This is a genomic window from Mitsuaria sp. BK037 (assembly GCF_014193045.1).
GTDB lineage: Bacteria > Pseudomonadota > Gammaproteobacteria > Burkholderiales > Burkholderiaceae_C > Roseateles.
The window spans coordinates 913,516-936,336 of sequence record NZ_JACHYS010000001.1; the positions used below are offsets into that span (position 1 = coordinate 913,516).

The 22,821-nt window shown below is 70.4% G+C and carries 19 protein-coding genes; 10 read left to right on the forward strand and 9 right to left on the reverse strand.

The window, feature by feature from the left end; translation table 11 throughout:
• Positions 1-27: 27 nt before the first annotated feature.
• Both parC and FHT37_RS03925 read left to right on the forward strand, forming a co-directional pair.
• Positions 28-2,382, forward strand: a complete 2,355-nt coding sequence (gene parC, locus FHT37_RS03920; RefSeq protein ID WP_175538218.1) for a DNA topoisomerase IV subunit A — start codon at positions 28-30, stop codon at positions 2,380-2,382.
• A gap of 188 nt (positions 2,383-2,570) precedes the next feature.
• Entirely contained in the window at positions 2,571-3,065 is a 495-nt protein-coding gene (locus tag FHT37_RS03925; protein WP_183478994.1) for an FxDxF family PEP-CTERM protein, read from the forward strand.
• 88 nt (positions 3,066-3,153) lie between these two features.
• On the opposite strand, the gene FHT37_RS03930 is transcribed toward FHT37_RS03925, so the two are convergent.
• The 5 genes from FHT37_RS03930 to FHT37_RS03950 all read right to left on the reverse strand — a co-directional run bounded on the left by FHT37_RS03930 (position 3,154) and on the right by FHT37_RS03950 (position 7,796).
• The gene (locus FHT37_RS03930) at positions 3,154-3,480 is read right to left on the reverse strand and encodes a DUF3325 domain-containing protein (protein WP_183478996.1); all 327 of its coding nucleotides are present in this window, start codon (positions 3,478-3,480) and stop codon (positions 3,154-3,156) included.
• The gene (locus tag FHT37_RS03935; RefSeq protein ID WP_183478998.1) at positions 3,473-5,152 is read right to left on the reverse strand and encodes a PepSY domain-containing protein; all 1,680 of its coding nucleotides are present in this window, start codon (positions 5,150-5,152) and stop codon (positions 3,473-3,475) included. Before FHT37_RS03935 ends, FHT37_RS03930 begins: the two co-directional genes overlap by 8 nt.
• Before the next feature lie 15 nt (positions 5,153-5,167).
• The gene (locus FHT37_RS03940) at positions 5,168-5,494 is read right to left on the reverse strand and encodes an iron uptake protein (RefSeq protein WP_147242340.1); all 327 of its coding nucleotides are present in this window, start codon (positions 5,492-5,494) and stop codon (positions 5,168-5,170) included.
• A gap of 166 nt (positions 5,495-5,660) precedes the next feature.
• Positions 5,661-6,701 carry a quinone-dependent dihydroorotate dehydrogenase gene (locus tag FHT37_RS03945; protein ID WP_183479000.1) on the reverse strand — a complete coding sequence of 347 codons (1,041 nt, stop codon included), beginning with the start codon at positions 6,699-6,701 and terminating at the stop codon, positions 5,661-5,663.
• A gap of 132 nt (positions 6,702-6,833) precedes the next feature.
• Entirely contained in the window at positions 6,834-7,796 is a 963-nt protein-coding gene (locus tag FHT37_RS03950; protein WP_183479002.1) for a LysR family transcriptional regulator, read from the reverse strand.
• A 113-nt stretch (positions 7,797-7,909) separates the two neighbouring features.
• Between FHT37_RS03950 and FHT37_RS03955 the strand changes: the two genes are divergently transcribed.
• The 5 genes from FHT37_RS03955 (at position 7,910) to rpiA (ending at position 11,757) form a co-directional block, all read left to right on the forward strand.
• Positions 7,910-8,836: a DMT family transporter gene (locus FHT37_RS03955; RefSeq protein ID WP_091724228.1), complete on the forward strand. Its 927-nt coding sequence runs from the start codon at positions 7,910-7,912 to the stop codon at positions 8,834-8,836.
• Between the two features lie 79 nt (positions 8,837-8,915).
• Positions 8,916-10,049, forward strand: coding sequence for a 3-deoxy-7-phosphoheptulonate synthase (locus FHT37_RS03960; protein ID WP_091724229.1), 1,134 nt, complete (start codon positions 8,916-8,918; stop codon positions 10,047-10,049).
• Between the two features lie 15 nt (positions 10,050-10,064).
• On the forward strand, positions 10,065-10,493 hold the full coding sequence (locus FHT37_RS03965; RefSeq protein ID WP_254783263.1) for a hypothetical protein: 429 nt from the start codon (positions 10,065-10,067) through the stop codon (positions 10,491-10,493).
• Positions 10,494-10,548: 55 nt separating this feature from the next.
• Positions 10,549-11,022 carry a DUF6152 family protein gene (locus tag FHT37_RS03970; protein WP_221210952.1) on the forward strand — a complete coding sequence of 158 codons (474 nt, stop codon included), beginning with the start codon at positions 10,549-10,551 and terminating at the stop codon, positions 11,020-11,022.
• A gap of 75 nt (positions 11,023-11,097) precedes the next feature.
• Positions 11,098-11,757, forward strand: coding sequence for a ribose-5-phosphate isomerase RpiA (rpiA, locus tag FHT37_RS03975; RefSeq protein WP_183479004.1), 660 nt, complete (start codon positions 11,098-11,100; stop codon positions 11,755-11,757).
• Positions 11,758-11,808: 51 nt separating this feature from the next.
• Here the strand turns inward: rpiA and FHT37_RS03980 are convergent, their stop codons facing one another.
• Positions 11,809-13,359, reverse strand: a complete 1,551-nt coding sequence (locus tag FHT37_RS03980; RefSeq protein WP_091724231.1) for a methyl-accepting chemotaxis protein — start codon at positions 13,357-13,359, stop codon at positions 11,809-11,811.
• A gap of 347 nt (positions 13,360-13,706) precedes the next feature.
• Here FHT37_RS03980 and FHT37_RS03985 point away from each other — a divergent pair, with 347 nt between their 5' ends.
• Positions 13,707-14,210: a coiled-coil domain-containing protein gene (locus FHT37_RS03985; RefSeq protein ID WP_183479006.1), complete on the forward strand. Its 504-nt coding sequence runs from the start codon at positions 13,707-13,709 to the stop codon at positions 14,208-14,210.
• A 96-nt stretch (positions 14,211-14,306) separates the two neighbouring features.
• Here FHT37_RS03985 and mnmC read toward each other — a convergent pair whose 3' ends face one another.
• Together mnmC and FHT37_RS03995 are read right to left on the reverse strand one after the other, a co-directional pair.
• Positions 14,307-16,286, reverse strand: coding sequence for an FAD-dependent 5-carboxymethylaminomethyl-2-thiouridine(34) oxidoreductase MnmC (gene mnmC, locus FHT37_RS03990; protein WP_183479008.1), 1,980 nt, complete (start codon positions 16,284-16,286; stop codon positions 14,307-14,309).
• 135 nt (positions 16,287-16,421) lie between these two features.
• Complete coding sequence (locus tag FHT37_RS03995; RefSeq protein WP_091724234.1) at positions 16,422-17,981, reverse strand: DEAD/DEAH box helicase; 1,560 nt, start codon at positions 17,979-17,981, stop codon at positions 16,422-16,424.
• Positions 17,982-18,403: 422 nt separating this feature from the next.
• Between FHT37_RS03995 and FHT37_RS04000 the strand changes: the two genes are divergently transcribed.
• Positions 18,404-19,111, forward strand: a complete 708-nt coding sequence (locus tag FHT37_RS04000) for a winged helix-turn-helix domain-containing protein (protein ID WP_175538220.1) — start codon at positions 18,404-18,406, stop codon at positions 19,109-19,111.
• Positions 19,112-19,239: 128 nt separating this feature from the next.
• Here the strand turns inward: FHT37_RS04000 and FHT37_RS04005 are convergent, their stop codons facing one another.
• Positions 19,240-20,880 (reverse strand): ABC transporter substrate-binding protein, encoded by a 1,641-nt coding sequence (locus tag FHT37_RS04005; RefSeq protein ID WP_183479010.1) that lies wholly within the window; start codon positions 20,878-20,880, stop codon positions 19,240-19,242.
• Positions 20,881-21,089: 209 nt separating this feature from the next.
• Between FHT37_RS04005 and ettA the strand changes: the two genes are divergently transcribed.
• Complete coding sequence (gene ettA, locus FHT37_RS04010; protein ID WP_091724236.1) at positions 21,090-22,754, forward strand: energy-dependent translational throttle protein EttA; 1,665 nt, start codon at positions 21,090-21,092, stop codon at positions 22,752-22,754.
• The last annotated feature ends 67 nt before the right edge of the window (positions 22,755-22,821 follow it).

Genomic DNA, 22,821 nt, shown 5'->3' on the forward strand with positions numbered 1-22,821 from the left:
AGATTCGAACGACCGGCGCAGGCCGGCATGAGAGAGATGACGCAAGAGACCTTTGATTTCGAGACGCCGGGCCAGCCGGGTGGCGGACAGGCGCCGTCGGGCGACGCGCTGACGCTGGCGCAGTACGCGCAGCAGGCCTACCTGGAATACGCGCTGTCGGTGGTGAAGGGCCGGGCGCTGCCCACCTACAGCGACGGCCAGAAGCCGGTGCAGCGCCGCATCCTCTACACGATGGAGCGGCTGGGCCTGGGCTTCGCCGGCGCCACCGGCGCCAAGGCGGTCAAGAGCGCCCGCGTGGTCGGCGAGGTGCTGGGCAAGTACCACCCGCACGGCGACCAGGCCGCCTACGACGCGATGGTGCGCATGGCCCAGGACTTCAGCCAGCGCTATCCGCTGGTGGACGGGCAGGGCAACTTCGGCAGCCGCGACGGCGACAACGCCGCGGCCATGCGCTACACGGAAGCCCGGCTGTCGATCTACTCGCGGCTGCTGCTGGACGAGCTCGACCAGGGCACGGTCGATTTCCAGCCCAACTACGACGGCTCCGAGAACGAGCCGCGCGAGCTGCCGGCGCGCCTGCCCTTCGTGCTGCTGAACGGCGCGTCGGGCATCGCGGTGGGCATGGCCACCGAAGTGCCCAGCCACAACCTGCGCGAGGTGGCGGAAGCAGCGGTGCTGCTGCTCAAGCGCCCGGACGCCGGCGACGACGAGCTCTACGCCGCGATCCAGGGCCCCGACTACCCGGGCGGCGGCCAACTGATCAGCTCGGCCGAGGAGATCCGCGCCGCCTACAACACCGGCCGCGGCAGCCTGAAGCTGCGCGCGCGCTGGAAGATCGAAGACCTCGCGCGCGGCCAGTGGCAACTGGTCGTGACCGAGCTGCCGCAGGGCGTCAGCACGGCCAAGGTGCTCGAGGAGATCGAGGAGCTGACCAACCCCAAGGTCAAGACCGGCAAGAAGACGGTCACGCCGGAGCAGCTGCAGCTCAAGGCCTCGGTGCTGGCGGTGCTGGACAAGGCCCGCGACGAATCCAACAAGGACGCGCCGGTGCGCCTGGTGCTGGAGCCCAAGAGCCGCACCATCGAGCAGCAGGACCTGATCAACACGTTGCTGGCGCACACCAGCCTGGAGACCTCGGCGCCGCTGAACCTGACCATGGTCGGCGACGACGGCCGCCCGGTGCAGAAGACGCTGCGCAAGATCCTGACCGAGTGGATCGGCTTCCGTCTCAACACGGTGACGCGCCGCACGCAGCACCGCCTGGACAAGGTCCGCGACCGCATCCACATCCTGGAAGGCCGCCACGAGATCCTGCTGCACATCGACGAGGTCATCGCGCTGATCCGTCACTCCGACGAGCCCAAGCCGGCGCTGATCGAGCGCTTCAAGCTCAGCGAGCGCCAGGCCGACGACATCCTCGAGATCCGGCTGCGCCAGCTCGCGCGCCTGGAGTTCATCAAGATCGAGCAGGAACTCAAGGGCCTGCGCGAGGAGGCCGGCAAGCTCGAGGAAATCTTGTCCAACCCGTCGGTGCTGCGCCGCACGGTGGTCAAGGAGATCGAGTCGGACGCCAAGCAGTACGGCGACGAGCGCCGCACGCTGATCCAGGAGGACAAGCGCGCCGTGGCCGAGGTGCGCATCGTCGATGAGCCGGTGACGGTCGTCGTCAGCCTGAAGGGCTGGGTGCGCGCGCTCAAGGGCCATGAGGTCGATCCGGCGGCGCTGGCCTTCAAGTCGGGCGACTCGCTTTACGGCGTGTTCCCGTGCCGCAGCGTCGATCCGCTGGTGGTGCTGGGCAGCAATGGCCGGGCCTATTCGGTGCCGGTCTCGGCGCTTCCGGGCGGCCGCGGCGACGGCCAGCCGATCACGACGCTGATCGAGCTGGAATCCGGCAGCCAGATCGCCCATTACTTCGCCGGCGCGGCGACGCAGAAGCTGCTGCTCGCGGGCACCGGCGGCTTCGGCCTGGTGGCCGAGGTCGGCGACCTGGTCGGCCGCCAGAAGGCCGGCAAGGGCTTCCTGAGCCTGGAAGGCGAGGAGCGGCCGCTGCCGCCGGCGGTGGTGCCGGCCGGCGAAGTCGCCGGGGTGCAGGTGGCCTGCCTCTCGATGGCGGGGCGGCTGCTGACCTTCGCGATCGACGAGCTCAAGCACCAGCCCAAGGGCGGCCGCGGCCTGACGCTGATCGACCTGGACGCCAAGGACGCGCTGGTGAGCGTCGCGGCCTTCACCAACCAGCTCCTGGTCAGCGGGACGGCGCGCGGCGGCAAGGCCAAGGAGGAACCGCTGAAGGGCATGGCCCTGGCCGGTTACGCCGGCAAGCGCGCCAAGAAGGGCAAGGCCTGTGACCTGATGCAGAAGCCAATGCGGGTGACGGCGGCCTGAGCGCCGGTCGGGGCGCCGGCGACGCACGCTGGCGTGCCCGATTCAGGCACGCAGGGGACAAGCGTGTCCCCTGTTTCTTACGGCTGTGACGCACCGCAACAAAAGTCGCGGGTTTGTGCAAGACACGAACGCATGCTGCAGTGCAAACTTCCTCACGAATCAACTCGTTTTCTCGGGATGGGAGCCGCATGAAGTTCAAGTCTCTCGCCGTGGCGCTGGCCGCGGCCCTGATCGGTGGCGCCGCCGCCGCGTCGACGCTGGATCCGGTGTTCGTCACGCCGACCAACGGCAGTTTCTCGGACGTGGTCCTGGGCAGCTTCACCCTGACGCAAGCGTCGGACGTGACGGGCTCGGTGTTCGCCGCGACCTCGATCGACTTCGGCAGCGGCTTTACGTTGCCGCTGCAGTCGGTGACCTTCAGCTTCGCGGGCCTGAACGGCAGCGGCCTGGCGGTGAGCGACCTGGATGCCAGCGCGGGCGGCTTTCGCTATGCCAACCTGGCCGCGGGCACCTACCAGCTGATCGCCAGCGGCTCGCTGGGCGGCAGCGGCTTCGGCAACATCGCCGTGCTGTCGACGACGGTCAATGCCGTCGCGGCCGCGGTGCCGGAACCGGCCACCTACGCGCTGATGCTGGCCGGCATCGGCGTCCTGGGCGTCGCCGCCCGCCGCCGTCGCGCCTGAGCGCCCCGCCGCGTCATCGGACGCGGCGTCCTCTGCGAAGCATCGCGCCCTCCCGGCGCGGTGCTTTTTTCATTGGGGCGGCGCAAATTCATTGCGCCGCGACGCGGCGCGGCCACAGCCCTCGCAGCCAGCGCGGCCGCCACGACAGGGTAGCCGCGATCGCTACCGCGCCGCCGGCCAGCAGCATCAGCCACACGAGCACCGCCATCGTCGGATGGTCCGCCCCGAGGCACAGCCCCAGCGACGCGGCAAGCGCCAGCGCGCCCGCCACGCGCAGTGCGCGCGCCAGCGACGGCGGCGGGGCGGCATCGCCATGGACCTGTTCCCAATGCGTGTCCATCGCCAGCGCCAGCCAGCCGAAGCCGAGCACGGCGCTGACCGCGGCACCGGTGAGCAGCCAGGTCGGTTCAACCATGGCGCGCCTCCGCGGTCGCCAGCACGGCGGGCGAGTGGCCGGTCGCCGTGGCCTTCGCCCGCCGACCGAGCCGGCCGGCCGCGAGGATCGCCACGGCGGCGGTCGCCAGCAGGCTGAGGTCGACGCCCGCCACCGGCCAGTAGCCGGCCGCGAGGGTGCGTCCCAGGTGGTCGCCGGTGGTGACCGCGTTGGCGACGACCGCCGTCACCGCGCCGGCGGCGATCAGGCCGCACTGCTCGCGCCAGGCCGGGTTCATCCGCGCGCGCGCGAGCGCGCCGCCACGGGCGAAGGCGTGCAGCATCGCCAGGCCCCAGGCGCTCCAGAACACCGTGCGCTCCCAGTCGCCCTTGTCGGCGAGCGACTCCGGCAGCAGCCGGTTGGCCACCAGCATCGCCATCGTCGCCACCAGCATGCCGGTGACCGTGGTGACCGCCAGCGCGTCGACCACGCGGCTGCCCGCGCTGCCCGCCTTCGCATGCTGCTGCTTGCGCTTCTCGACGAAGAACAGGAAGCCGGTGGCGATGCAGACGCAGCCCAGCAGCCCGCCCAGCACATACAGCCAGCGCAGCAGCCAGTGACGGAAGTGCTGCAGGTGCAGCCCGGTCAGGAACTCGTTGACGCTGTCCACCGCGCTGCGCGGCGGGTCCTCGCGCAGCAGCTCGCCGGTGGTCGCCTTGAAGTGGACGCCTTCGCCGGTCAGCGCGACGCGGTCGGTGCCGGCGCGATAGACGCTGACGTAGGCGTTGGCGTCGCCCACGTGGCTGACGTAGACGAAACCGACGTCGCCGGCCATGCCCTTGGCCTGCCAGCGCTGCTGCGCCTGCGCCACCATCGCGTCCACCGAGGCCATCGGCGCGGTCACGCCGGCGCGTTCGTGCGGCAGGCCGGTCTCGCGCGCCTCGACGCGCTCGTGCAGCTCGTGCAACTCATGCAGCTGCGTGTGGGCGACCGGGAAGTAGATGCCCGCGAAGATCACCAGCCCGGTGAACGCGAAGAAGAAATGGAAGGGCAGGGCGACCACGCCGGTCAGGTTGTGCAGGTCCAGCACGCTGCGCTGCACGGTCTTGTGGCGGCGGAAGGTGAAGAACTCCCGGAAGATCTTGCGGTGCATCACAACGCCGCTGACCAGCGCGGCCAGCATCATCAAGGCCGAGAAGCCGACGATCCAGGTGCCCAGGTCCTTCCATTTCAGGTGCAGGCTGTAATGCAGCGGATAGAAGAACTCGCTGCCCACGCGCAACTGCCCCTGCGGCAGCACGGCGCCGGTGCGCGGGTCCAGCGCGTGGCTGGCGAAGACGGTCTCGTCCGGGTCCTTCGCGCGCGGCACCTCGAAGCCGGCGAACACCGACACCACCGGATCGCGGTGCGTCGTGTAGGCGCCCCAGTTGCGCACGACCTCGAAGCGCTCGGGCAGCGGCCCGTCGACGCGGCCGTCGAGCAGCGCGATCGCGTCCTTGTCCGGCTGCATGCGCTCGAAGGCGGGCTTGAGGATGGTGTCGAAGGACGGCATCGGCTGCGGCGCGAAACGCGACGAGGGGATCGCCCAGCGGTCGATCTCGCGGTCGAAGACCGACAGCGAGCCGAAGAAGAACACCACCATCAGCACGAAGCCCAGCACCAGGCCGAACCAGGTGTGCAGCCAGGCCATCGAGAGCCGGAAGTTCTGGAACACGGGTCGCTCCTTGTGTCAGGCGAGCAGCGCGCGCTGGATCAGCGCCGCCGCCCCGGTCATCAGCCCGCCGCCCGCCAGCAGCACCGCCCAGCACCGGCCGACACGCCGCGCCGCGAAGGACCACAGGAAGACCACCAGGTAGAGCAGCACCCCGAGGATCGCGGCCAGGTGTTCGGCGTCGTGGAAGGGCATGCCCAGGCCATACAGCCCGGCATGGACGACGGCGATGAAGCCCCAGCAGAACGCATAGCCGCCGAGCACTGCCGCGCCGATGCGCGACAGCAGCGCCAGCGGCGGGAGCCGGCCCGGCGCGCGGGAGGGCCTGGGAGCGAGGTCGGTCATGGCGGCCGAGGGCATGAGGCGCTGTTGCAAATGCGAGGCATTATCGTCTTGTCAATGACCAAGATGCATGTAATTCGCATTTGCGATAGCAGGTTTTTGTGGGACGGGCGCAAAAAAAGAAGCGCTCCCTAGGGAGCGCTTCGGTCGTGCGGGAGGCGGGGCGGCGTCAGAGCCGCGCCATCGCCCGGGCGCATTCCGGCACCAGGGCCGGGCCCTTGTAGATCAGGCCGGTGTAGAGCTGGACCAGGTCGGCGCCGGCCTGCAGCTTGGCGCGTGCGTCCTCGCCGCTGAGCACGCCGCCCACGCCGATGATGGGATAACCGCTGCCCAGCGCCGCGCGCAGCAGGCGGATGACGCGATTGCTGGCCTCGAAGACCGGCGCGCCCGACAGGCCGCCGGTTTCGCCGGCATGCGGCAGGCCCTGCACCGCATCGCGGGCGATCGTCGTGTTGGTCGCGATCACGCCATCGATGCCATGGCGCTTCAGGCTCGCGGCGATCACCGCCACCTGGTCCTCGTCCAGGTCGGGCGCGATCTTCACGAACAGCGGCACCTGCCGGCCGCTCGCGTCCTGCAGCGCCAGCCGGCGCGCCTGCAGCGGGCCGAGCAGCGCATCCAGGGCCTCGTCGCTCTGCAGCTGGCGCAGGTTCTTGGTGTTGGGGCTGGAGATGTTGACGGTGATGTAGTCCGCGTGCGGGAACACGCCTTCCAGGCCGATCAGGTAGTCGTCGACGGCGCGCTCGATCGGCGTGACCGCGTTCTTGCCGATGTTCAGGCCCAGCAGCCCGCCGTGGTGGCGGAAGCTGTGCGAGCGCTTCACGTTGGCGATGAAGGCGTCCAGTCCCTCGTTGTTGAAGCCCAGGCGATTGATCAGCGCCTGCCTGGCCGGCAGGCGGAACATGCGCGGCTTGTCGTTGCCCGGCTGCGCCTTGGGCGTGACGGTGCCCACCTCGATGAAGCCGAAGCCCATCGCGCCCAGGCCGTCGATGCAGCGGCCGTTCTTGTCCAGGCCGGCGGCCAGACCGATGCGATTGGGGAACTTCAGGCCGGCGACGGTCACCGGATCGGCGACCCGCGCCTGCGCCCAGGTGCACTGGGCGGGCGTGTTCTGGAGTCGGGCGATGCTGCCCAGGGTCAGTTCGTGCGCGTGTTCGGGATCCAGGCCGAACAGGAAGGGACGGGCGAAGCCGTAGGGGATGAGGGCCATGATGGGGCGGCATTGTCTCATCGCGCCCTTGCCGGGCCGGCCGCGCCTAGGCTCCGCGTGCGAACGGTGATGGGGGACTCGCCCTAGCTCCAACGGGCCCGGGCCCGGACGGGCACGCCGCCCGAGCCGGTTTCACGGGGCGTCCGGCGGGTGGTCGGGGCGATCCCAGGGCGGCACGTCCCCCCATCGCTCGACACAGAAATCGATCAGCGCCCGGACCTTGGGACTCGGGAAGCGGCTGGGCAGATAGACCGCGTAGAGCGTGTCCGCCTCGGCCGGTCCGCCCAGCGGCGTCCAGTCGGGGAGCAGGGCGGTGAGGCGGCCGGCGCGCAGGTCGCGGCCGATGGCGTAGGTCGGCAGCACCGCCAGGCCCATGCCGGCGAGCGCGGCCACGCGCAGCGATTCGCTGCTGTTGGCGGTCAGGCCGCTCTCGAAGCGCAGCGCGCCGGAGATCTCGACCTCGGCCTCGCCCCGCTCCGGATGGCGGAAGCGCCAGCGCTCCGGCGCGTGCAGGTAGCCGAAGCGCAGGCAGCGGTGGTCGGCCAGCTCGGCGACCGAGGTCGGCGTGCCCTGCGCCGCGAGGTAGGCCGGCGATGCGCACAGCACGAAACGGATGTCCGCCAGCTTGCGTGCGACCAGGCCCGGGCTCGGCCGACCGGTGAGCCGCAGCACCAGATCGAAACCTTCCTCGGCCAGGTCGACGTAGCGGTCGTTGAGCCCCAGCACCACCTGCAACTGCGGATGGCGAGCGCAGAACTCGGTGAGCAGCGCAGTGAATTGCAGGTTGCCGAACGCGGTGGACGTGCTCAGGCGCAGCACGCCGAGGGGCTGCTCGCGCTGGCCGGCGAGCTCGGCATCCAGCGCCTGCGCCTCCTCGAGCAACCGCAGCGCGCGCTCGTACACGCCGCGTCCCTCGGCGGTGGGGCTGATGCTGCGGGTGGTCCGATGCAGCAGCCGGGTGCCCAGCTGCTGCTCCAGTCGCGCGACCTGCTTGCTGACGGCGGACTTGGTCGCGCCCAGCAGCTTGGCCGCCCCCGAGAAGCTGCGCGCGTCGACAACGCGGGCAAAGGCCTGCAGGTCTTCCAGGCGTCCCATGGCGGTCTCCGATTGTTCTCGATCTGGAAACTCTAAAACGAAAGTAGAGCGGATTGTGTCCGAAGCGGCGCGTTTCTAGAGTGCGTCCATTGATCTTCGGAAAGGAACTGGCCATGACGACTGCCACCCACGGCGCTCTGCCGACCCCGTCGACCGCGGGCGCGGATCGGCTCGGCGCGCTGGTCGCGCTGAGCCTGCCGGCGCTCTTCATCCTGCTGTGGAGCACCGGCTACCTCGCCGGCAAGCTGGCGCTGCCGCACGCCGGTCCGTTCACCCTGCTCGCGCTGCGCTTCGGGCTGGCCGCGGTGGTGCTGCTCGGCGTGTCGGCGGCGACCGGCGCGCCGTGGCCGAAGACGCCGCGGGCCTGGATCCACCTCGGCGTGGTCGGCTTGTTGATGCAGGTGCTGCACTTCTCCGGCGTCTACTGCGCGATCGCCTGGGGGCTGCCCACCGGCGTGGCCGCGCTGCTGATCGGCCTGATGCCGCTGGCCACCGCGCTGGGCGCGCACCTGTGGCTGGCCGAGCGCCTGAGCGCGCGCCAGTGGCTGGGCATGTTGGGCGGCCTGGCGGGCGTGGCGCTGGTCATCGCGGACCGCCCCCTGGGCGGTGGCGCCTGGCAGGCCTATGGCGCCGGGTTGCTCGGCCTGGTGGGGCTGGTGGCCGGCACGCTGTACCAGAAGCGCTTTTGCGCCGGCATGGACCTGCGCACCGGCAGCGGCATCCAGATGACGGTCTCGGCGCTCGCGGTGACGGCCCTGGCGCTGTGGCGCGAGCCCGGCGTGGCGGACTGGAGCGCCGAGCTGATCGGCGCGACGCTGTGGCTGGGCCTGGTCAACTCGATCGGCGCCTTCAGCCTGATGTTCGTGATGATCCGGCGCGGTCAGGCGGCGGCGGTGGCGCGGCTGTTCTACCTGATCCCCGGCGTCTCGGCGCTGATGGGCGTGGCGCTGCTGGACGAGCACCTGGGCGCGCTGTCGCTGGCCGGTTTCGTCGTCGCGGCCGCGGCGGTGGGGCTGGCGTCGATGAAGCGGGGCGGTTGATGTCCGGGATTGCGCGGCGGCGGATAATCGCCGCTTCCTTTTTCGCGTTTCCGTGTCCGAGAGGGCACGCGCCGCCGCCATGAAGCACCTCGACCATCCGCAGCACGACCGCGAAGTCGGCTCCGCCGACGCCACCCGCGACGCCACCCGCACCGACGACACCCGCATCGACGCGGTCCGCCCGCTGATCTCGCCGGCGCTGCTGCTGGACGAGCTGCCGCTGCCCGAGGCCTCGCTCGAGGTCGTCGAGACGGCGCGGCGCGAGATCAGCGACGTGCTGCACGGCCGGGACGACCGGCTGCTGTGCGTGGTGGGGCCCTGCTCGATCCACGACCACGGCCAGGCGATGGACTACGCCCGCCTGCTCAAGGACCTGCGCGAGGAACTGAAGCAGGACCTGCTGGTCGTGATGCGGGTCTACTTCGAGAAGCCGCGCACGACGGTGGGCTGGAAGGGCTACATCAACGACCCGCACCTGGACGGCAGCTTCCACATGAACGAGGGTCTGCGTCTGGCCCGCCAGCTGCTGCTGGACGTGACCGCGCTGGGCCTGCCGGCGGGCACCGAGTTCCTGGACCTGCTGTCGCCGCAGTACATCTCGGACCTGATCGCCTGGGGCGCGATCGGCGCGCGCACCACCGAGAGCCAGAGCCACCGCCAGCTCGCCTCCGGCCTGTCCTGCCCGGTGGGCTTCAAGAACGGCACCGACGGCTCGGTGAAGATCGCCGCCGACGCGGTGCTGGCCGCGCGCGCCAGTCACGCCTTCATGGGCATGACCAAGATGGGCCTGGCCGCGATCTTCGAGACCCGCGGCAACGACGACTGCCACCTGATCCTGCGCGGCGGCAAGGCGCCGAACTACGACGCGGCCTCGGTGCAGGCGGCGGCCGAGGTGCTGAAGGCGGCGGGCCTGCGCGAGCAGCTGATGATCGATTTCTCGCACGCCAATTCGTCGAAGAAGTACGAGCGCCAGATCGACGTCGGCCAGGATGTCGGCGCGCAGATCGCCGGTGGCGACGCGCGCATCACCGGCGTGATGATCGAATCGCACCTGCAGCCGGGCCGCCAGGACCTGCTCGCGGGCCAGACCAAGGCGGACCTGCTGCCGGGCGTGTCCATCACCGATGCCTGCCTGGGCTGGAGCCAGACCGAGCCGCTGCTGCGCTCGCTGGCCGCCGCGGTGCGCCAGCGCCGCGACCGCCAAGGCGCGTGAGCGGCGTGCCGAGCCGTGTGGGACACGCTGACGGCGTTGGCGGCCCATCCCTGGGCCTACCCCGCGTTCTCGGTCGTGCACTTGATCGGGCTGGGCGCGCTGTTCGGCGGCCTGCTCGTCTTTGAACTGCGCGCGCTGGGCGCGCGTCGCGAGCTCGATCCCGGCGCGCTGGCGCGACTGGCGATTCCCACGGCGCTGGCGGGCTTCGCGCTGTGCGCCGTCTCCGGCGCAGCCATGTTCGCGACCCAGCCGCAGGAGCTGTGGGTCAATCCGGCGCTGCGGGTGAAGCTCGCGCTGATCGCTGTGGCGGGCCTGAACGCGGCCTGGTTCCACTGGCGCGGCGGCGTGCGGGCGCAGGACCGCCTGGGCCGCTGGCAATGCCTGCTGTCGTTGGGGATTTGGGTCGCTGTCATCATCTGCGGGCGCTGGATCGCCTTCGTCTGACGTCCTTCCCGCCAGCGCGTCCTTCAGGTCCTTCACGCCCTTCAAGGAGGCTTCGATGGAACGTCGTCTGTTGCTGGCCGCGCTCGCGGCCGCGCCCCTGATGCCCGCCGCCGTCCGCGCCCACCATGGGTGGAGCGGCTTCGACCAGGACCGCCCGCTGTACCTGGAGGGCCGCGCGGCCAGGGTGACCTGGCGCAATCCGCATGTGGAGCTGGATCTGGAGGTGCCGGAGCGGCTCGTGCTGCCGGCCGACCTGAAGCAGCGGGTCCTGCCCAAGCAGACGACCGCCGTCGACGGCGAGGCCCTGCTCGCGAAGACGCAGGTGCCGACGCGGCGCGACCGGCGCTGGGAGGTCGAGCTGGCGCCGCTGACGCGGCTGGAGGCCTGGCAGGTCGAAGAGATCAGGCCTGGCACCCAGGTGTCGGTGATCGGCTTCGCCGCCCCGGGCGAGCAGGGCGCGGCGGTGCTGCGGGCGGAGTACCTGTTCGTCGGCGGGAAGGTGTACGGGCTGCGGTCGTCGCCCGCCTGAGCGGCGGAGATAATCCCGCCTTTCCTCTCCCGCCAGTTTTCCGGCCCTCTACGACGAGCCGTCGCTCGCCCCTCCATGACCCAAGACGAATTGAAGACCCTGGTCGGCCAGGCCGCATTGCAGTACGTGACGCCGGACACGGTGGTGGGCGTGGGCACCGGCTCGACGGTGGACAAGTTCATCGACGCGCTGGCCGCCAGCGGCGTGCGCATCGCCGGCGCGGTGTCCAGCTCGGTGCGCAGCACCGAGCGCATGAAGGCGCTGGGCATTCCGGTGCTGGACGCGTCGGAGGTCGAGTCGCTGCAGGTCTACATCGACGGCGCCGACGAGATCGACCGCCAGGGCCACATGGTCAAGGGCGGCGGCGCGGCGCTGACGCGCGAGAAGATCGTGGCCGACCTGGCCCAGACCTTCGTCTGCATCGCCGATGAGAGCAAGCTGGTCGACGTGCTGGGCGCGTTCCCGCTGCCGGTCGAGGTGATCCCGATGGCCGCCGCGCAGATCGCGCGCCGCTTCCGCGCGATGGGCGCCGAGCCGGTGCTGCGCCAGGACTGCGTGACCGACAACAGCTGCCGCATCCTGGACGTCAAGGGCCTGCGGATCACCGATCCCGCCGCCTTCGAGGCCGAGGTCAGCCAATGGCCCGGCGTGGTCACCGTCGGCGTCTTCGCCCGCAACAAGGCAAGCGTGTGCCTGCTGGGCACGGCACAGGGCGTGAAGACCTTGACCTTCTGATCGGCGCCCGACCGCCCGCCTCACGGATCGGGGGCGGCGACGCGGTCGACCTCAGCGCAGGCGGAACACCGAGATCGCACCGGCCAGCCGCTGCGACTGCTCCTTAAGGCTCTCGGCCGCGGCGGCCGACTCCTCCACCAGCGCCGCGTTCTGCTGTGTCATCTGGTCCAGCTGGCCGATGGCCGCGTTGACCTGCTGGATGCCGTCGCTCTGCTCGCGCGAGGCGGCGCTGATCTCGCCGATGATGTCGGCCACGCGCTGCACGCTGGCGACGATCTCGGTCATCGCGCCGCCGGCGTCCTCGACCAGGCGCGAGCCCGATTCCACGCGCTCGACGCTGGCGCCGATCAGCGTCTTGATCTCCTTGGCGGCCTCGGCGCTGCGCTGCGCGAGCGAGCGCACCTCGCTGGCGACCACCGCGAAGCCGCGGCCCTGCTCGCCGGCACGGGCGGCTTCCACGGCCGCGTTCAGCGCCAGGATGTTGGTCTGGAAGGCGATGCCGTCGATGGTGCCGATGATGTCGGCGATGCGGCGCGAGCTCTCGCTGATCTCGCCCATGGTCGCCACCACCTGGCCCATCACCGAGCCGCCGCGCTGCGCGGTCTCCGCGGCCGAGCTCGACAGCTGGTTGGCCGTCATCGCCGAATCCGCGGTCTGGCGCACGGTGCCGGTCAGCTGCGTCATCGAGGCCGCGACCTCCTGCAGGTTGGAGGCGGTCTGCTCGGTGCGTGCGCTCAGGTCGTGGTTGCCGGTGGCGATCTCGGCGCTGGCGGTGCCGATGCTCTCGGCGGAGCCGCGCACGTCGCCGATCAGCTTGAGCAGCTGCGCCTGCATGCCGCCCAGCGAGCCCAGCAGCTTGCCGGTCTCGTCACGGCCGCCGGCCGGCACCGGCCTGGTCAGGTTGAAGTGGGCGATGGCGTCGGCGACCTCGGCCGCGCCCTGCAGCGGGCGGGTGATGGAGCGCGTCAGCGCGACCGCGAACCAGGCGCCCAGGCCCAGCGCGACCAGCGAGAACACCAGCAGCGCCGTGCGCGCGCGGCGGTTGGTCGCGTCGAGCTGCAGGGCGGCCTCGTCCAGCAGGCTGCGCTTGTGCTGCACGATGGCCTGGATCGCTTCCTGGAACCGGCCCGCGGCGGGCTGGAAGTCGCGGTCGAAGATCTCGCGCGCCTTCTCGGCGTCTCCACTCTTCTTGCTGGCGGCCACCGCGTCGCGCGAACTCAGGTAGCCCTTGCGGGCCTCGCTGAGCGTGTCGAACATCCGGCGCTCGTCCGGCGTGACCATGTAGCCGTCGAGCCGCTTCTGCAGCTCGCCCGACTGCCGGGTCGACTCGGCCGAGGTCGCGGCGAAGAACTGGGCGAGGCTGGGGTCGGCGCTGACGGCGATCGCGCTGGTGCGGTTCACGCCGTTGGTGATGTTGCGGTACCAGTCGGAGGCGACGCGCTCGGCGGCCAGGTCCTGGTTGAGCATCACGTCGGTCTCGGCGGCCACGCGGCCCAGCGCCAGGTAGCTCAGGCCCGAGCCCACGAAGGCGATCAGCAGTACCAGGCCCAGCACCACGCCGAGCCGCTGGCCGATCGATCGGCCGGCGACGAGATGAATCATGGATGTCCCCCAAAGATGTCGATGTGCGTTGATGGACCCGCGCCCTGGCGGGCGCGGGACGCCCTTGACGGCGTTTCCGCTCCATATCGACGCCGGCGCCCGGAACTTGAATGACGGCGGGGACGCGGCCCGGCGAATGGGTGTGCGGTGCGTCATCCGTCACGCATGGGCGCGGGCTGCCGCTCCGTCCGATCCGAGTCACCGCGCGGTCGTTCCCGCTTGATCCTCCGCAAGAGGGATCTCACTCCCCCGTCGGCTCCCCCAAGGTTGGCAAGTCGACGGCCGCGTCCGGTGGCAGAGTCGTCGCCTGGGACGAGCAGGACTCGTCATCGAAGCTGGAGAAGGCAATGCAAGGAATCGACAGTGGGCTGCGAGGCGATCGCAGCGGTGGCGGGACGGTGGAGCTGGCGATCCAGGTCCAGGCCTTGAAGACGCGGATGGACACGGTGCTGCCCACGCTGGCGACACGGGAACAACTGGCGCAGGAGGTCGGGGCGCTGCGCAGCGAGATGAAGCATGAGATCGGCGCCCTGCGCAGCGAGATGAAGCAGGAGATCGGTGACCTGCGCAGCGAGGTGAAGCAGGAGATCGGCGCGCTTCGCAGCGAGTTGAAGCACGAGGTGGGCACGCTGCGCGCCGAGATCAAGGACTCGATCGGCGGACTGCGCGCGGAAATGCATCAGACAGTGGCGAGTGCCATCAAGTGGGGGTTGGGCATCGGGCTGAGCGCGATCACCGCGGCGGCGGCCTTCGTGACCGTCATGTCGCCGCACTTTTCGTCCTTCTCGCGGGGTCGCGAGGCCGTGGCCGCCGTGGCGGCGGAGCCGGCCGAGTTGCCGACCCGGCCGTGACGCCGTGACCCCGCGACCTGGCCGAGTTGCCGACGTGACCGTGGCCGAACACCAAGCCGGCCGTGACCCGCTTCAGCCGCTGTTTCAGCTGCTGTTTCAGCCGCTGCTTCTGCGCTGCTTCGCGCCGAAGCGCGCGGGGTCGACGGCCTCGGCCAGACTGGCCTCCATCGGCCACGGCGCGCCGGTGAGCTGCGCGGCGATGAGCTCCGCGCACAGCGTCGCCGAGGTGATTCCGCGCGAGCCCAGCGCGCCCAGCACCATCAGCCCGCGATGCCGCGGCCAGAAGCGCACCTGCTCGGCGCGCTGCACGGGCGCTTGCGCCGGCACGGCGCCGACGATCGGCAGCCGGTCCGGCACCAGGCTGCGCCATCCCACGCGGCCCGCAAGGGGCGGCGGATCGTCATCGCGCGCGTCGATGGCGGGCGAGGGTGGTGTCGGCGCGTCGCTCAAGGCACCGGGCAGCAACTCGGCCAGGCGCGCCAGGTTCTGCGCCTGATCCGCGGCGCGAAGCTGGGGCTCGGGGTCGTTGGCATCGGCGCTGGCGCCGAAGCACATCGTGCCGTCGGGCAGGCTCAAGGCGTAGCCGAGCCCGGCCACCGGCAGGGCAAGCGCGCATGGCGAGCGATCCGCCGGCAGGGTGCTCAACTGCCCGCGCTGCGCGATCCAGGGCCACGCCGGGCCGGCCGACCACTCCGCCATCAGCGCGGCATTGGCGGTGCCGCCGCAGAGCACGACCGCGTCGGCGGTCGCCAGCGTCGCCCCATCCGCCCCCAGCGCGATCCAGCGATCGCTGACGTCGTCGCGCCGCAGGCCCGCCACGACGGCGCTCAGGCGCAGCGAGAAACCGGGACGGCCCGCCGCCTCCGCGAGCCAGGCCGCCGCGAGCGCCGGCGGGGACACCGCGCCACCGCCCGGAAAGTGCCAGGCGGGCCGGCCCAGGGGAAGCTTGGCCAGAGCGGCGGCGGCGTCGGCGTCGAGCGCCTGGATGTATGCCTCCGGCAGGCCGCTGCGCACGAGCAGCTCGCGCATCTCGTCGAGCGCCTGCGGCGCGCGCTCGACCCGCAGCAGTCCCCATTGCAGCCAGGGCAGGGCAGGGGCGATCCGGCGCAGTTCGCGCTCGGTGGCCAGGGCCGCGGCCCGGTTGAAGCGCGCGTGTACCCCATCGTCGGCGTGGATCGTCCCGTGGAAGAGCCCGCCCGGATTGCCGGAGGCCTGGCCGGCCGGCGTGGGACCGGCCTCGAGCACCGTCACCCGCAGGCCCTCCCGCGTCAGCACCCGGGCGCAGGCCGCGCCCGCCAGGCCAGCGCCGACGATCACCACGTCGCGCGGCGCAGGATGCGGCGCGGCGCGGCCGGGTGGCGCCGGCGCGCGGTGGCGCGGCGCGAAGCTCGCGACGGTCGTCGCCCATTTGCCACCGGTGCCGGGCCGCTTCTCGACCTGGAAACCCGCGGCCGTGAGTCCGTCGCGCACCGGCCGCGCCACGCTCCAGGTCGCGGCCGTGGCGTCGGGCGCGGCCAGCCGGCCGGTCTGGCGCAGCACGGCGTCGTCCCACAACTCGGGGTTCTTTGCCGGCGCGAAGCCGTCCAGGAAAAACGCGTCGACCGACGCCACCAGCTCCGGCATCCATTCGCGCGCGTCGCCCAGCGCCAGCATCAGCCGCACCCGGCCGTCCTCGAAATCGAGCACGTGCAGGTTGGGCGTGAGCGGCGGCCAGGCCTCGATCAGCTGCGCAGCCAGCTCGGGCGCCGGCGAAGCGGCATGGGCGCGCGCCAGGTCCTCGCGGGTCAGCGGGTGCTTCTCCAGGCTGAGGAAGACCAGGCGCTCGCAGCGCGAGGGATCGTCACGCCATGCGGCCCAGGTCGCCAGGAAGTTGTTGCCCAGGCCGAAGCCGGTCTCCAGCACGACGAAGCGCGCGCGGCCGGCCCAGCGGCCGGGCAGGCCGTTGCCGGCCAGGAAGACCTGCCGCGCCTGCTCGAAGGCGCCGAAGGGGGCGTGGTAGAGGTCGCCGAACTCCGGCGCATGGGGCACGGCGCCGGAGAAGTCGACGCGGGCGGGGACGATGGGCGCGGTCTTCATGGGGAGTGGCCGCGAGTATGCCCAAGCCGGGCGGGGCGCAGCCGCCGGTGACGGCGGAAACGAAAACGGCGCCGGTGACGGCGGAAACGAAAACGGCGCCGATGACGGCGCCGTGGTCTGCCGGCTGAAGGCCGATCAGGAGGTCGACTTCGGGCGCGTCAGCGCCGCGCCGGCCGGGCGGTTGCCCTGGCTGCCATGACGGCTGCCCTGGCCCTGGCCTTGACCGTGGCGCTGGCCGCCGGCGTTCTGGCCCGACGAGGCGCGCTGGCCTTGTCCCTGGCCACCCTGGCCGCCTTGGCCGTGAGCATGGCGCTGCTGGCCCTGGCCGCTGCCCGAGCCACCGCTGCGCTGGCCGCCTTGCGCGCCCTGCGCCGGACGTCCGCCCTGGCCCCCGCCCTGCGGACGACCCTGGCCTTGCGGGCGACCGCCATTGCCACCGCCGCCACGACGGCCACCGCCGCCGCCGGCCGGACGCGGCGACCCCGAGGACTTGCCCACGCCGCCGTTGAGGACCATGCGGCCCATCACGATCGGTTCGGCCTTGGCGTTCGGGTCCGGCTCGAAGCCGGGCACCACCTCACGCGGGATCTCGCGCTTGATCAGCTTCTGGATGTCGCGCAGGAAACCTTCCTCGTCGACGCACACCAGTGACAGCGCCTCGCCCTGCGCACCCGCGCGGCCGGTGCGGCCGATGCGGTGCACGTAGTCCTCGGCGACGTTGGGCAGCTCGTAGTTGATGACGTGGGGCAGCTGGTCGATGTCGATGCCGCGCGCGGCGATGTCGGTCGCCACCAGCACCTTCAGGTCGCCGCTCTTGAACTCCGACAGCGCCTTGGTGCGGGCGCCCTGGCTCTTGTTGCCGTGGATGGCCATCGCGGTGATGCCCTGCTTGTCCAGGAACTCGGCCAGGCGGTTGGCGCCGTGCTTCATCCGCGTGAACACCAGCACCTGATGCCAGTCGTGCTTGGTGATCAGGTGGGCCAGCAGTTCCTTCTTCTTGTCGCGGTCGACCGGATGGATGCGCTGGGCGATCGTGTCGGCCGTCGCGTTGCGGCGCGCGACCTCGATCAGGCCCGGGTTGTCCAGCAGGCGGTCGGCCAGCGCCTTGATCTCGTCGCTGAAGGTCGCCGAAAACAGCAGGCTCTGCTTCTTGGCCGGCAGCAGCGCCAGCACCTTCTTGATGTCGTGGATGAAGCCCATGTCCAGCATGCGGTCGGCTTCGTCCAGGACCAGGATCTCGACCTTGGACAGGTCCAGCGTGCCTTGCTGCGCGTGGTCCAGCAGGCGGCCCGGCGTCGCCACCAGGATGTCCACGCCCTTGCGCAGCTTGTCGATCTGCGGCTGCATGCCGACGCCGCCAAACATCACCATGCTGGTCAGCGGCAGGTACTTGCCGTAGGTGCGCACGCTTTCCTCGACCTGCGCGGCCAGTTCGCGCGTCGGCGTCAGCACCAGGGCGCGGATGGCGATGCGGCCCTTGGCGTCGCGCACCGGCTTGCCGGCGGACAGGCGCTCGAGCACGGGGAGGGTGAAGCCGGCGGTCTTGCCGGTGCCGGTCTGGGCGCCGGCCATCAGGTCGCCGCCGGTCAGGACGGCGGGAATCGCCTGGGATTGGATGGGGGTGGGGGTCGAGTAGCCGGCATCGGCGATCGCGCGGAGCAGGGGCTGGGAGAGTCCCAGTGCGTCAAAACTCATAAGCTGCTTTGTTCGTGCCCGGACGGGCTTTGTGTGCAGCACGCCGGCCGGTGAGGCCTGGCGCCAGTCTTCGGCTGCCGTGGGAGAGCGTGAGCTCAGAAATGAAAACCGCGGCAAGACTGAGCCGCGGTGATGGGCGGGATTGTAGCCGAGGGGTGTCCCTCCACCGGGGGAAGGGTCCCGCCCGAAGTGGGAAGGATGCAAGTTCCGCACGGGTTGCTCACGGGATCGACACGGGCCGCGGACAGCTTCGCGCAAGCTCGGTGACAGCCGTCGCTCAGCCGCGCATGTCGGCGCCCGCAGTCGTGTTTCGGCGCGGTAAACCGCGGGTAAAAAGGGCCGCGAGGTCCGTGCTGATCGGCCTTCGGACGGGGTTGCGGCGGCATAGTCTTGCGCCAGTGTTTCCACTTGTCCCCTTGTCCATGAGCGCCTTGTTTCCCGATCCTGCCGCCGGCACCCACTTGCTGCTGCTGGACCCCGACCCGCATGCGCGCCTGCGATTCGCCGGCCTGATGCGGGCCTGGGGCTTTCGCGTCACCGACAGCAGCGAGCCGGCCCTGCTGGACCGCGTGCCGCTGCTGCCGGTGGACCTGGCCCTGATCGATCCGAGCGACGCGCGGGAGGCCGGCTGGGGCGCGCTGACGCGCTTGAGGCAGCGCTCGCGGTTGCCGGTGATCGTGCTGCTGCAGCAGGACAGCACGCTGGAGCGGGTGCTGGCGCTGGAGCGCGGCGCGGATGCGGTGCTGGCCAAGGACGGCGAGCCGCGCGAGTTGCAGGCGCGCATCAAGGCCTTGCTCCGGCCGCGTGAAGGGGATGCGGCGGAGGTGCTGATGTTCGGGCGATTCAGGCTCGAGCCGATGACCCGCCGCCTGACCGGGCCGGGGGGCTTCTGCGTGGTGCTGTCGCAGAGCGAATACAAGCTGCTGCGCGCGTTCCTGGAGCGACCGCACAGCGTGCTGCAGCGGCAGGAGTTGCTGCATCTGGCGCGCGGCGACGGCGTCACCGCGCTGGAGCGCAGCGTGGACCTGATGGTCTCGCGGCTGCGGCAGAAGCTGCACGACGACCCCAGTTCACCCTTGATCCGCACCGTGCGGGGGATCGGGTATCTGTTCGATCCACCGTTGAGGTGACGAAGAGGCGGGCGGACTGCCATCGCCGCTGGCCCTCACCCCTCCCTCTCCCGCAAGCGGGCGAGGGTGTTCGACCGAGCGGCTGAAGACGGGGGTGGCCTGCGGCGGATGAGCGGGAAGTCCGGCGCCTACTTCGCGGCGACCGACGCCCAGCGCAGCTCGAACCAGTTGTCCGGGCGATGGACCACCGTCACGTTGGCGCGCGTCGCCCACGGGATCATCTGGCGGTGCAGCGGGATCAGGTGCACCTGCGACCGGAACTCCCGCAGCGCGGCCTTGATCAGCTCCTCGCGCTTCTTCGGATCGGCTTCCTCGCTGGACTGCGCGGCCAGCTGGTCGAACTTGTCGTCCGTCCAGTTGCCGAAGTTGTACTGCCCCACCGACTTCTCGCCGCGGTTGCGCATCAGCGGCGTCATCGCGACTTCGGCATCGGTGATGCTGCCGCCCCAGCCATACATGTAGAGGCTGGTGTCCAGCTTCTCCAGCTTGGGGAACATCAGCACGCGCGGCTGCGCATTGACCTTGACCTTCACCTTGAGCTGCGACCACATCGAGGCCAGCGCCAGGCAGATGCGCTCGTCGTTGATGTAGCGGTTGTTGGTGCAGTCGAGCGTGACCTCGAAGCCGTTGGCATAGCCGGCGTCGGCCATCAGCTTGCGCGCCGCCGCCAGGTCGTAGGGCAGCCGGGTCTCGAGCTGCGGGTCGTTGAACGCCCCCAGCGGCGAGGGCGTCAGCCCGCCCGTGGGCAGGCTCAGGCCGTTCATCAGCTTGGTGCGCAGCGTCTGGATGTCCACCGCCTGGTAGAGCGCCTGGCGCACCCGCAGGTCCTTGAACGGATTCTTGTCGCCCGGCACTTTCCCGTACAACAGCTTGTCGCGCGCCTGATCCATGCCGATGAAGACGATGCGGTTCTCCGGGCCTTCCTGGACCTTCACCTGCGGCGTCTGCTTGAGCTTGGGGATGTCGCGCGGTGAGGGATCCAGCACGAAGTCGATCTCGCCCGAGACCAGCGCCGCCAGCCGCGTCGCGTCGTTGGCGATCGGCGTGTAGACGGCCTCCTGCACGTTGCCGTCGAACTGGCCCCACCAGGCCGGATTGCGCTTGAAGGCGGTGCGGATGCCGGGCTCGCGCGCCGTCATCTGGTAGGGGCCGGTGCCGTTCGCATGCGTCGCGGCGTAGGTCTCCTGCTTGTCCTTGAAGTTCTGCGGCTTGACGACGTTGTGCTGCTCGCACCAGCGCTTGCTCATGATGAACAGCGTGTCCAGGTGCTGCAGGAAGATGGGGTTGACTTTGTCGAGCTGGAATTCGACGGTGAAGTCGTCGATCTTGCGCGGCGTGCCCACCGCCTGCGCGTAGACGCTGATCTGCGAGTACGGGTCCTTCGCCCGGTTGATCGAGAACACGACGTCGTCGGCGGTGAACGGCGAGCCGTCGTGGAACTTCACGCCCTGGCGCAGCTTGAGCCGCCACAGCGTCGGCTTGAGCTGGGTCCACTCGGTGGCAAGACCCGGCACCAGGTTGAGCTGGCGGTCGCGCGAGACCAGCCGCTCGTAGACCTGGCCGTTCATCGCGTTGGTGACGATCTCGTTCTGCGAATGCGGATCGGCCGTCTGCATGTCGCCCTGGCTGGCCCAGCGCAGCGTCTGGGCCTGCGCGCCGCCGGCGATCAGGGCCAGCGCCAGCGGCAGCGCGCCCAGCGCGGCGCGGGCGGCCCGGACGGTGACGGCGCGCGGCGCGCGCGGACGGACGGAGATGGAACGGAACGGCATGGTGGTCATCTCGGTGTGAACGGGAGGGCGGGGGAGGGGCGGGGAAGGGCGGTCGAGTTTAGGGGCATGGGCGGAAGCTGCGACAATGCCGGCCTATTGCCCGGGCGAGCCACCACCGCCCATGCACGCCCCGGCCCCTGGATCGCCCCGCGATCCCCGGCGCCCGAGGGGCCCCAGGTCAACCCACGAAACGCTGAACAACCATCGCCATGGCTCAATACGTCTTTTCGATGAACCGCGTCAACAAGACGGTTCCCCCGAAACGCCACATCCTCAAGGACATCTCGCTGTCCTTCTTCCCCGGCGCCAAGATCGGCGTGCTGGGCCTGAACGGCTCGGGCAAGTCCACGCTGCTGAAGATCATGGCTGGCGTCGACAAGGAGATCGAGGGCGAGGCGATCCCGATGCCCGGCATCAAGATCGGCTACCTGGAGCAGGAGCCCAAGCTCAACCCCGACCAGACCGTGCGTGAAGCGGTCGAGGAAGGCATCGGCGGCGTGCTGGCCGCCAAGAAGCGCCTGGATGAGGTCTACGCCGCCTATGCCGAGCCGGACGCCGACTTCGACGCACTGGCGGCCGAGCAGGGCGAGCTGGAGGCCATCATCGCCGCCGCCGGTTCCGAGAACACCGACCTGCAGCTGGAGCTGGCCGCCGACGCGCTGAACCTCCCGCCCTGGGACGCCAACATCGGCGTGCTGTCCGGCGGCGAGAAGCGCCGCGTCGCGCTGTGCCGCCTGCTGCTGTCCAAGCCCGACATGCTGCTGCTGGACGAACCGACCAACCACCTGGACGCCGAATCGGTCGAGTGGCTGGAGCAGTTCCTGCAGCGCTTCCCCGGCACCGTGGTGGCCATCACCCACGATCGCTACTTCCTGGACAACGCCGCCGAGTGGATCCTGGAACTGGACCGCGGCCACGGCATCCCCTGGAAGGGCAACTACTCCGACTGGCTGGATCAGAAGGAACGCCGCCTGGAGCAGGAGCAGAAGTCCGAGGACGCCCGCGCCAAGGCGATGAAGGAAGAACTGAAGTGGGTGCGCTCGAACGCCAAGGGCCGCCAGGCCAAGAGCAAGGCGCGCCTGGCCCGCTTCGAGGAACTGAGCGACGTCGAATACCAGAAGCGCAACGAGACCAACGAAATCTTCATCCCGGTCGCCGAGCGCCTGGGCAATGAAGTGATCGAGTTCGAAGGCGTGACCAAGTCCTTCGGCGACCGCGTGCTGATCGACAACCTGTCGTTCAAGGTCCCGCCGGGCGCGATCGTCGGCATCATCGGTCCCAACGGCGCCGGCAAGTCGACGCTGTTCCGCATGATCCAGGGCGTCGAGCAGCCGGATTCGGGCACGGTGAAGATCGGCAAGACGGCCAAGCTGGCCTTCGTCGACCAGAGCCGCCAGAGCCTGGACGCCAACAAGACGGTGTGGGAAGACGTCTCGGGCGGCCTGGACAACATCGTCGTGGGCAAGTTCGTGATGCCATCGCGCGCCTACATCGGCCGCTTCAACTTCAAGGGCAACGACCAGCAGAAGATGGTCGGCCAGCTCTCCGGCGGTGAGCGAGGCCGCCTGCACCTGGCCAAGACCCTGGCCCAGGGCGGCAACGTGCTGATGCTGGACGAACCGTCTAATGACCTGGACGTCGAAACCCTGCGCGCGCTGGAAGAGGCGCTGCTGGAGTTCGGCGGCTCGGCGATGGTGATCTCGCACGATCGCTGGTTCCTGGACCGCATCTGCACCCACATCCTGGCTTGCGAGGGCGACTCGCAGTGGTTCTTCTTCGACGGCAACTTCCACGAGTACGAAGCCGACAAGAAGAAGCGTCTGGGCGAGGAAGGCGCGCGTCCCAAGCGCGTGCGTTTCAAGCCGATCACCTGATCGATCTGGCATCCCATCCCCCGATCCGCGCCCTCTGGCACGGATCGCGCCAGGCGCCCGCGAGGCC

Bases quoted from the DNA above. Each gene is read 5' to 3' on its own strand.
- parC (WP_175538218.1), top strand. From the start codon at position 28: ATGAGAGAGATGACGCAAGAGACCTTTGATTTCGAGACGCCGGGCCAG.
- FHT37_RS03925 (WP_183478994.1), top strand. From the start codon at position 2,571: ATGAAGTTCAAGTCTCTCGCCGTGGCGCTGGCCGCGGCCCTGATCGGT.
- FHT37_RS03930 (WP_183478996.1), bottom strand. From the start codon at position 3,480: ATGGTTGAACCGACCTGGCTGCTCACCGGTGCCGCGGTCAGCGCCGTG.
- FHT37_RS03940 (WP_147242340.1), bottom strand. From the start codon at position 5,494: ATGACCGACCTCGCTCCCAGGCCCTCCCGCGCGCCGGGCCGGCTCCCG.
- FHT37_RS03945 (WP_183479000.1), bottom strand. From the start codon at position 6,701: ATGGCCCTCATCCCCTACGGCTTCGCCCGTCCCTTCCTGTTCGGCCTG.
- FHT37_RS03950 (WP_183479002.1), bottom strand. From the start codon at position 7,796: ATGGGACGCCTGGAAGACCTGCAGGCCTTTGCCCGCGTTGTCGACGCG.
- FHT37_RS03955 (WP_091724228.1), top strand. From the start codon at position 7,910: ATGACGACTGCCACCCACGGCGCTCTGCCGACCCCGTCGACCGCGGGC.
- FHT37_RS03960 (WP_091724229.1), top strand. From the start codon at position 8,916: ATGAAGCACCTCGACCATCCGCAGCACGACCGCGAAGTCGGCTCCGCC.
- FHT37_RS03970 (WP_221210952.1), top strand. From the start codon at position 10,549: ATGGAACGTCGTCTGTTGCTGGCCGCGCTCGCGGCCGCGCCCCTGATG.
- rpiA (WP_183479004.1), top strand. From the start codon at position 11,098: ATGACCCAAGACGAATTGAAGACCCTGGTCGGCCAGGCCGCATTGCAG.
- FHT37_RS03980 (WP_091724231.1), bottom strand. From the start codon at position 13,359: ATGATTCATCTCGTCGCCGGCCGATCGATCGGCCAGCGGCTCGGCGTG.
- FHT37_RS03985 (WP_183479006.1), top strand. From the start codon at position 13,707: ATGCAAGGAATCGACAGTGGGCTGCGAGGCGATCGCAGCGGTGGCGGG.
- mnmC (WP_183479008.1), bottom strand. From the start codon at position 16,286: ATGAAGACCGCGCCCATCGTCCCCGCCCGCGTCGACTTCTCCGGCGCC.
- FHT37_RS03995 (WP_091724234.1), bottom strand. From the start codon at position 17,981: ATGAGTTTTGACGCACTGGGACTCTCCCAGCCCCTGCTCCGCGCGATC.
- FHT37_RS04000 (WP_175538220.1), top strand. From the start codon at position 18,404: ATGAGCGCCTTGTTTCCCGATCCTGCCGCCGGCACCCACTTGCTGCTG.
- FHT37_RS04005 (WP_183479010.1), bottom strand. From the start codon at position 20,880: ATGCCGTTCCGTTCCATCTCCGTCCGTCCGCGCGCGCCGCGCGCCGTC.
- ettA (WP_091724236.1), top strand. From the start codon at position 21,090: ATGGCTCAATACGTCTTTTCGATGAACCGCGTCAACAAGACGGTTCCC.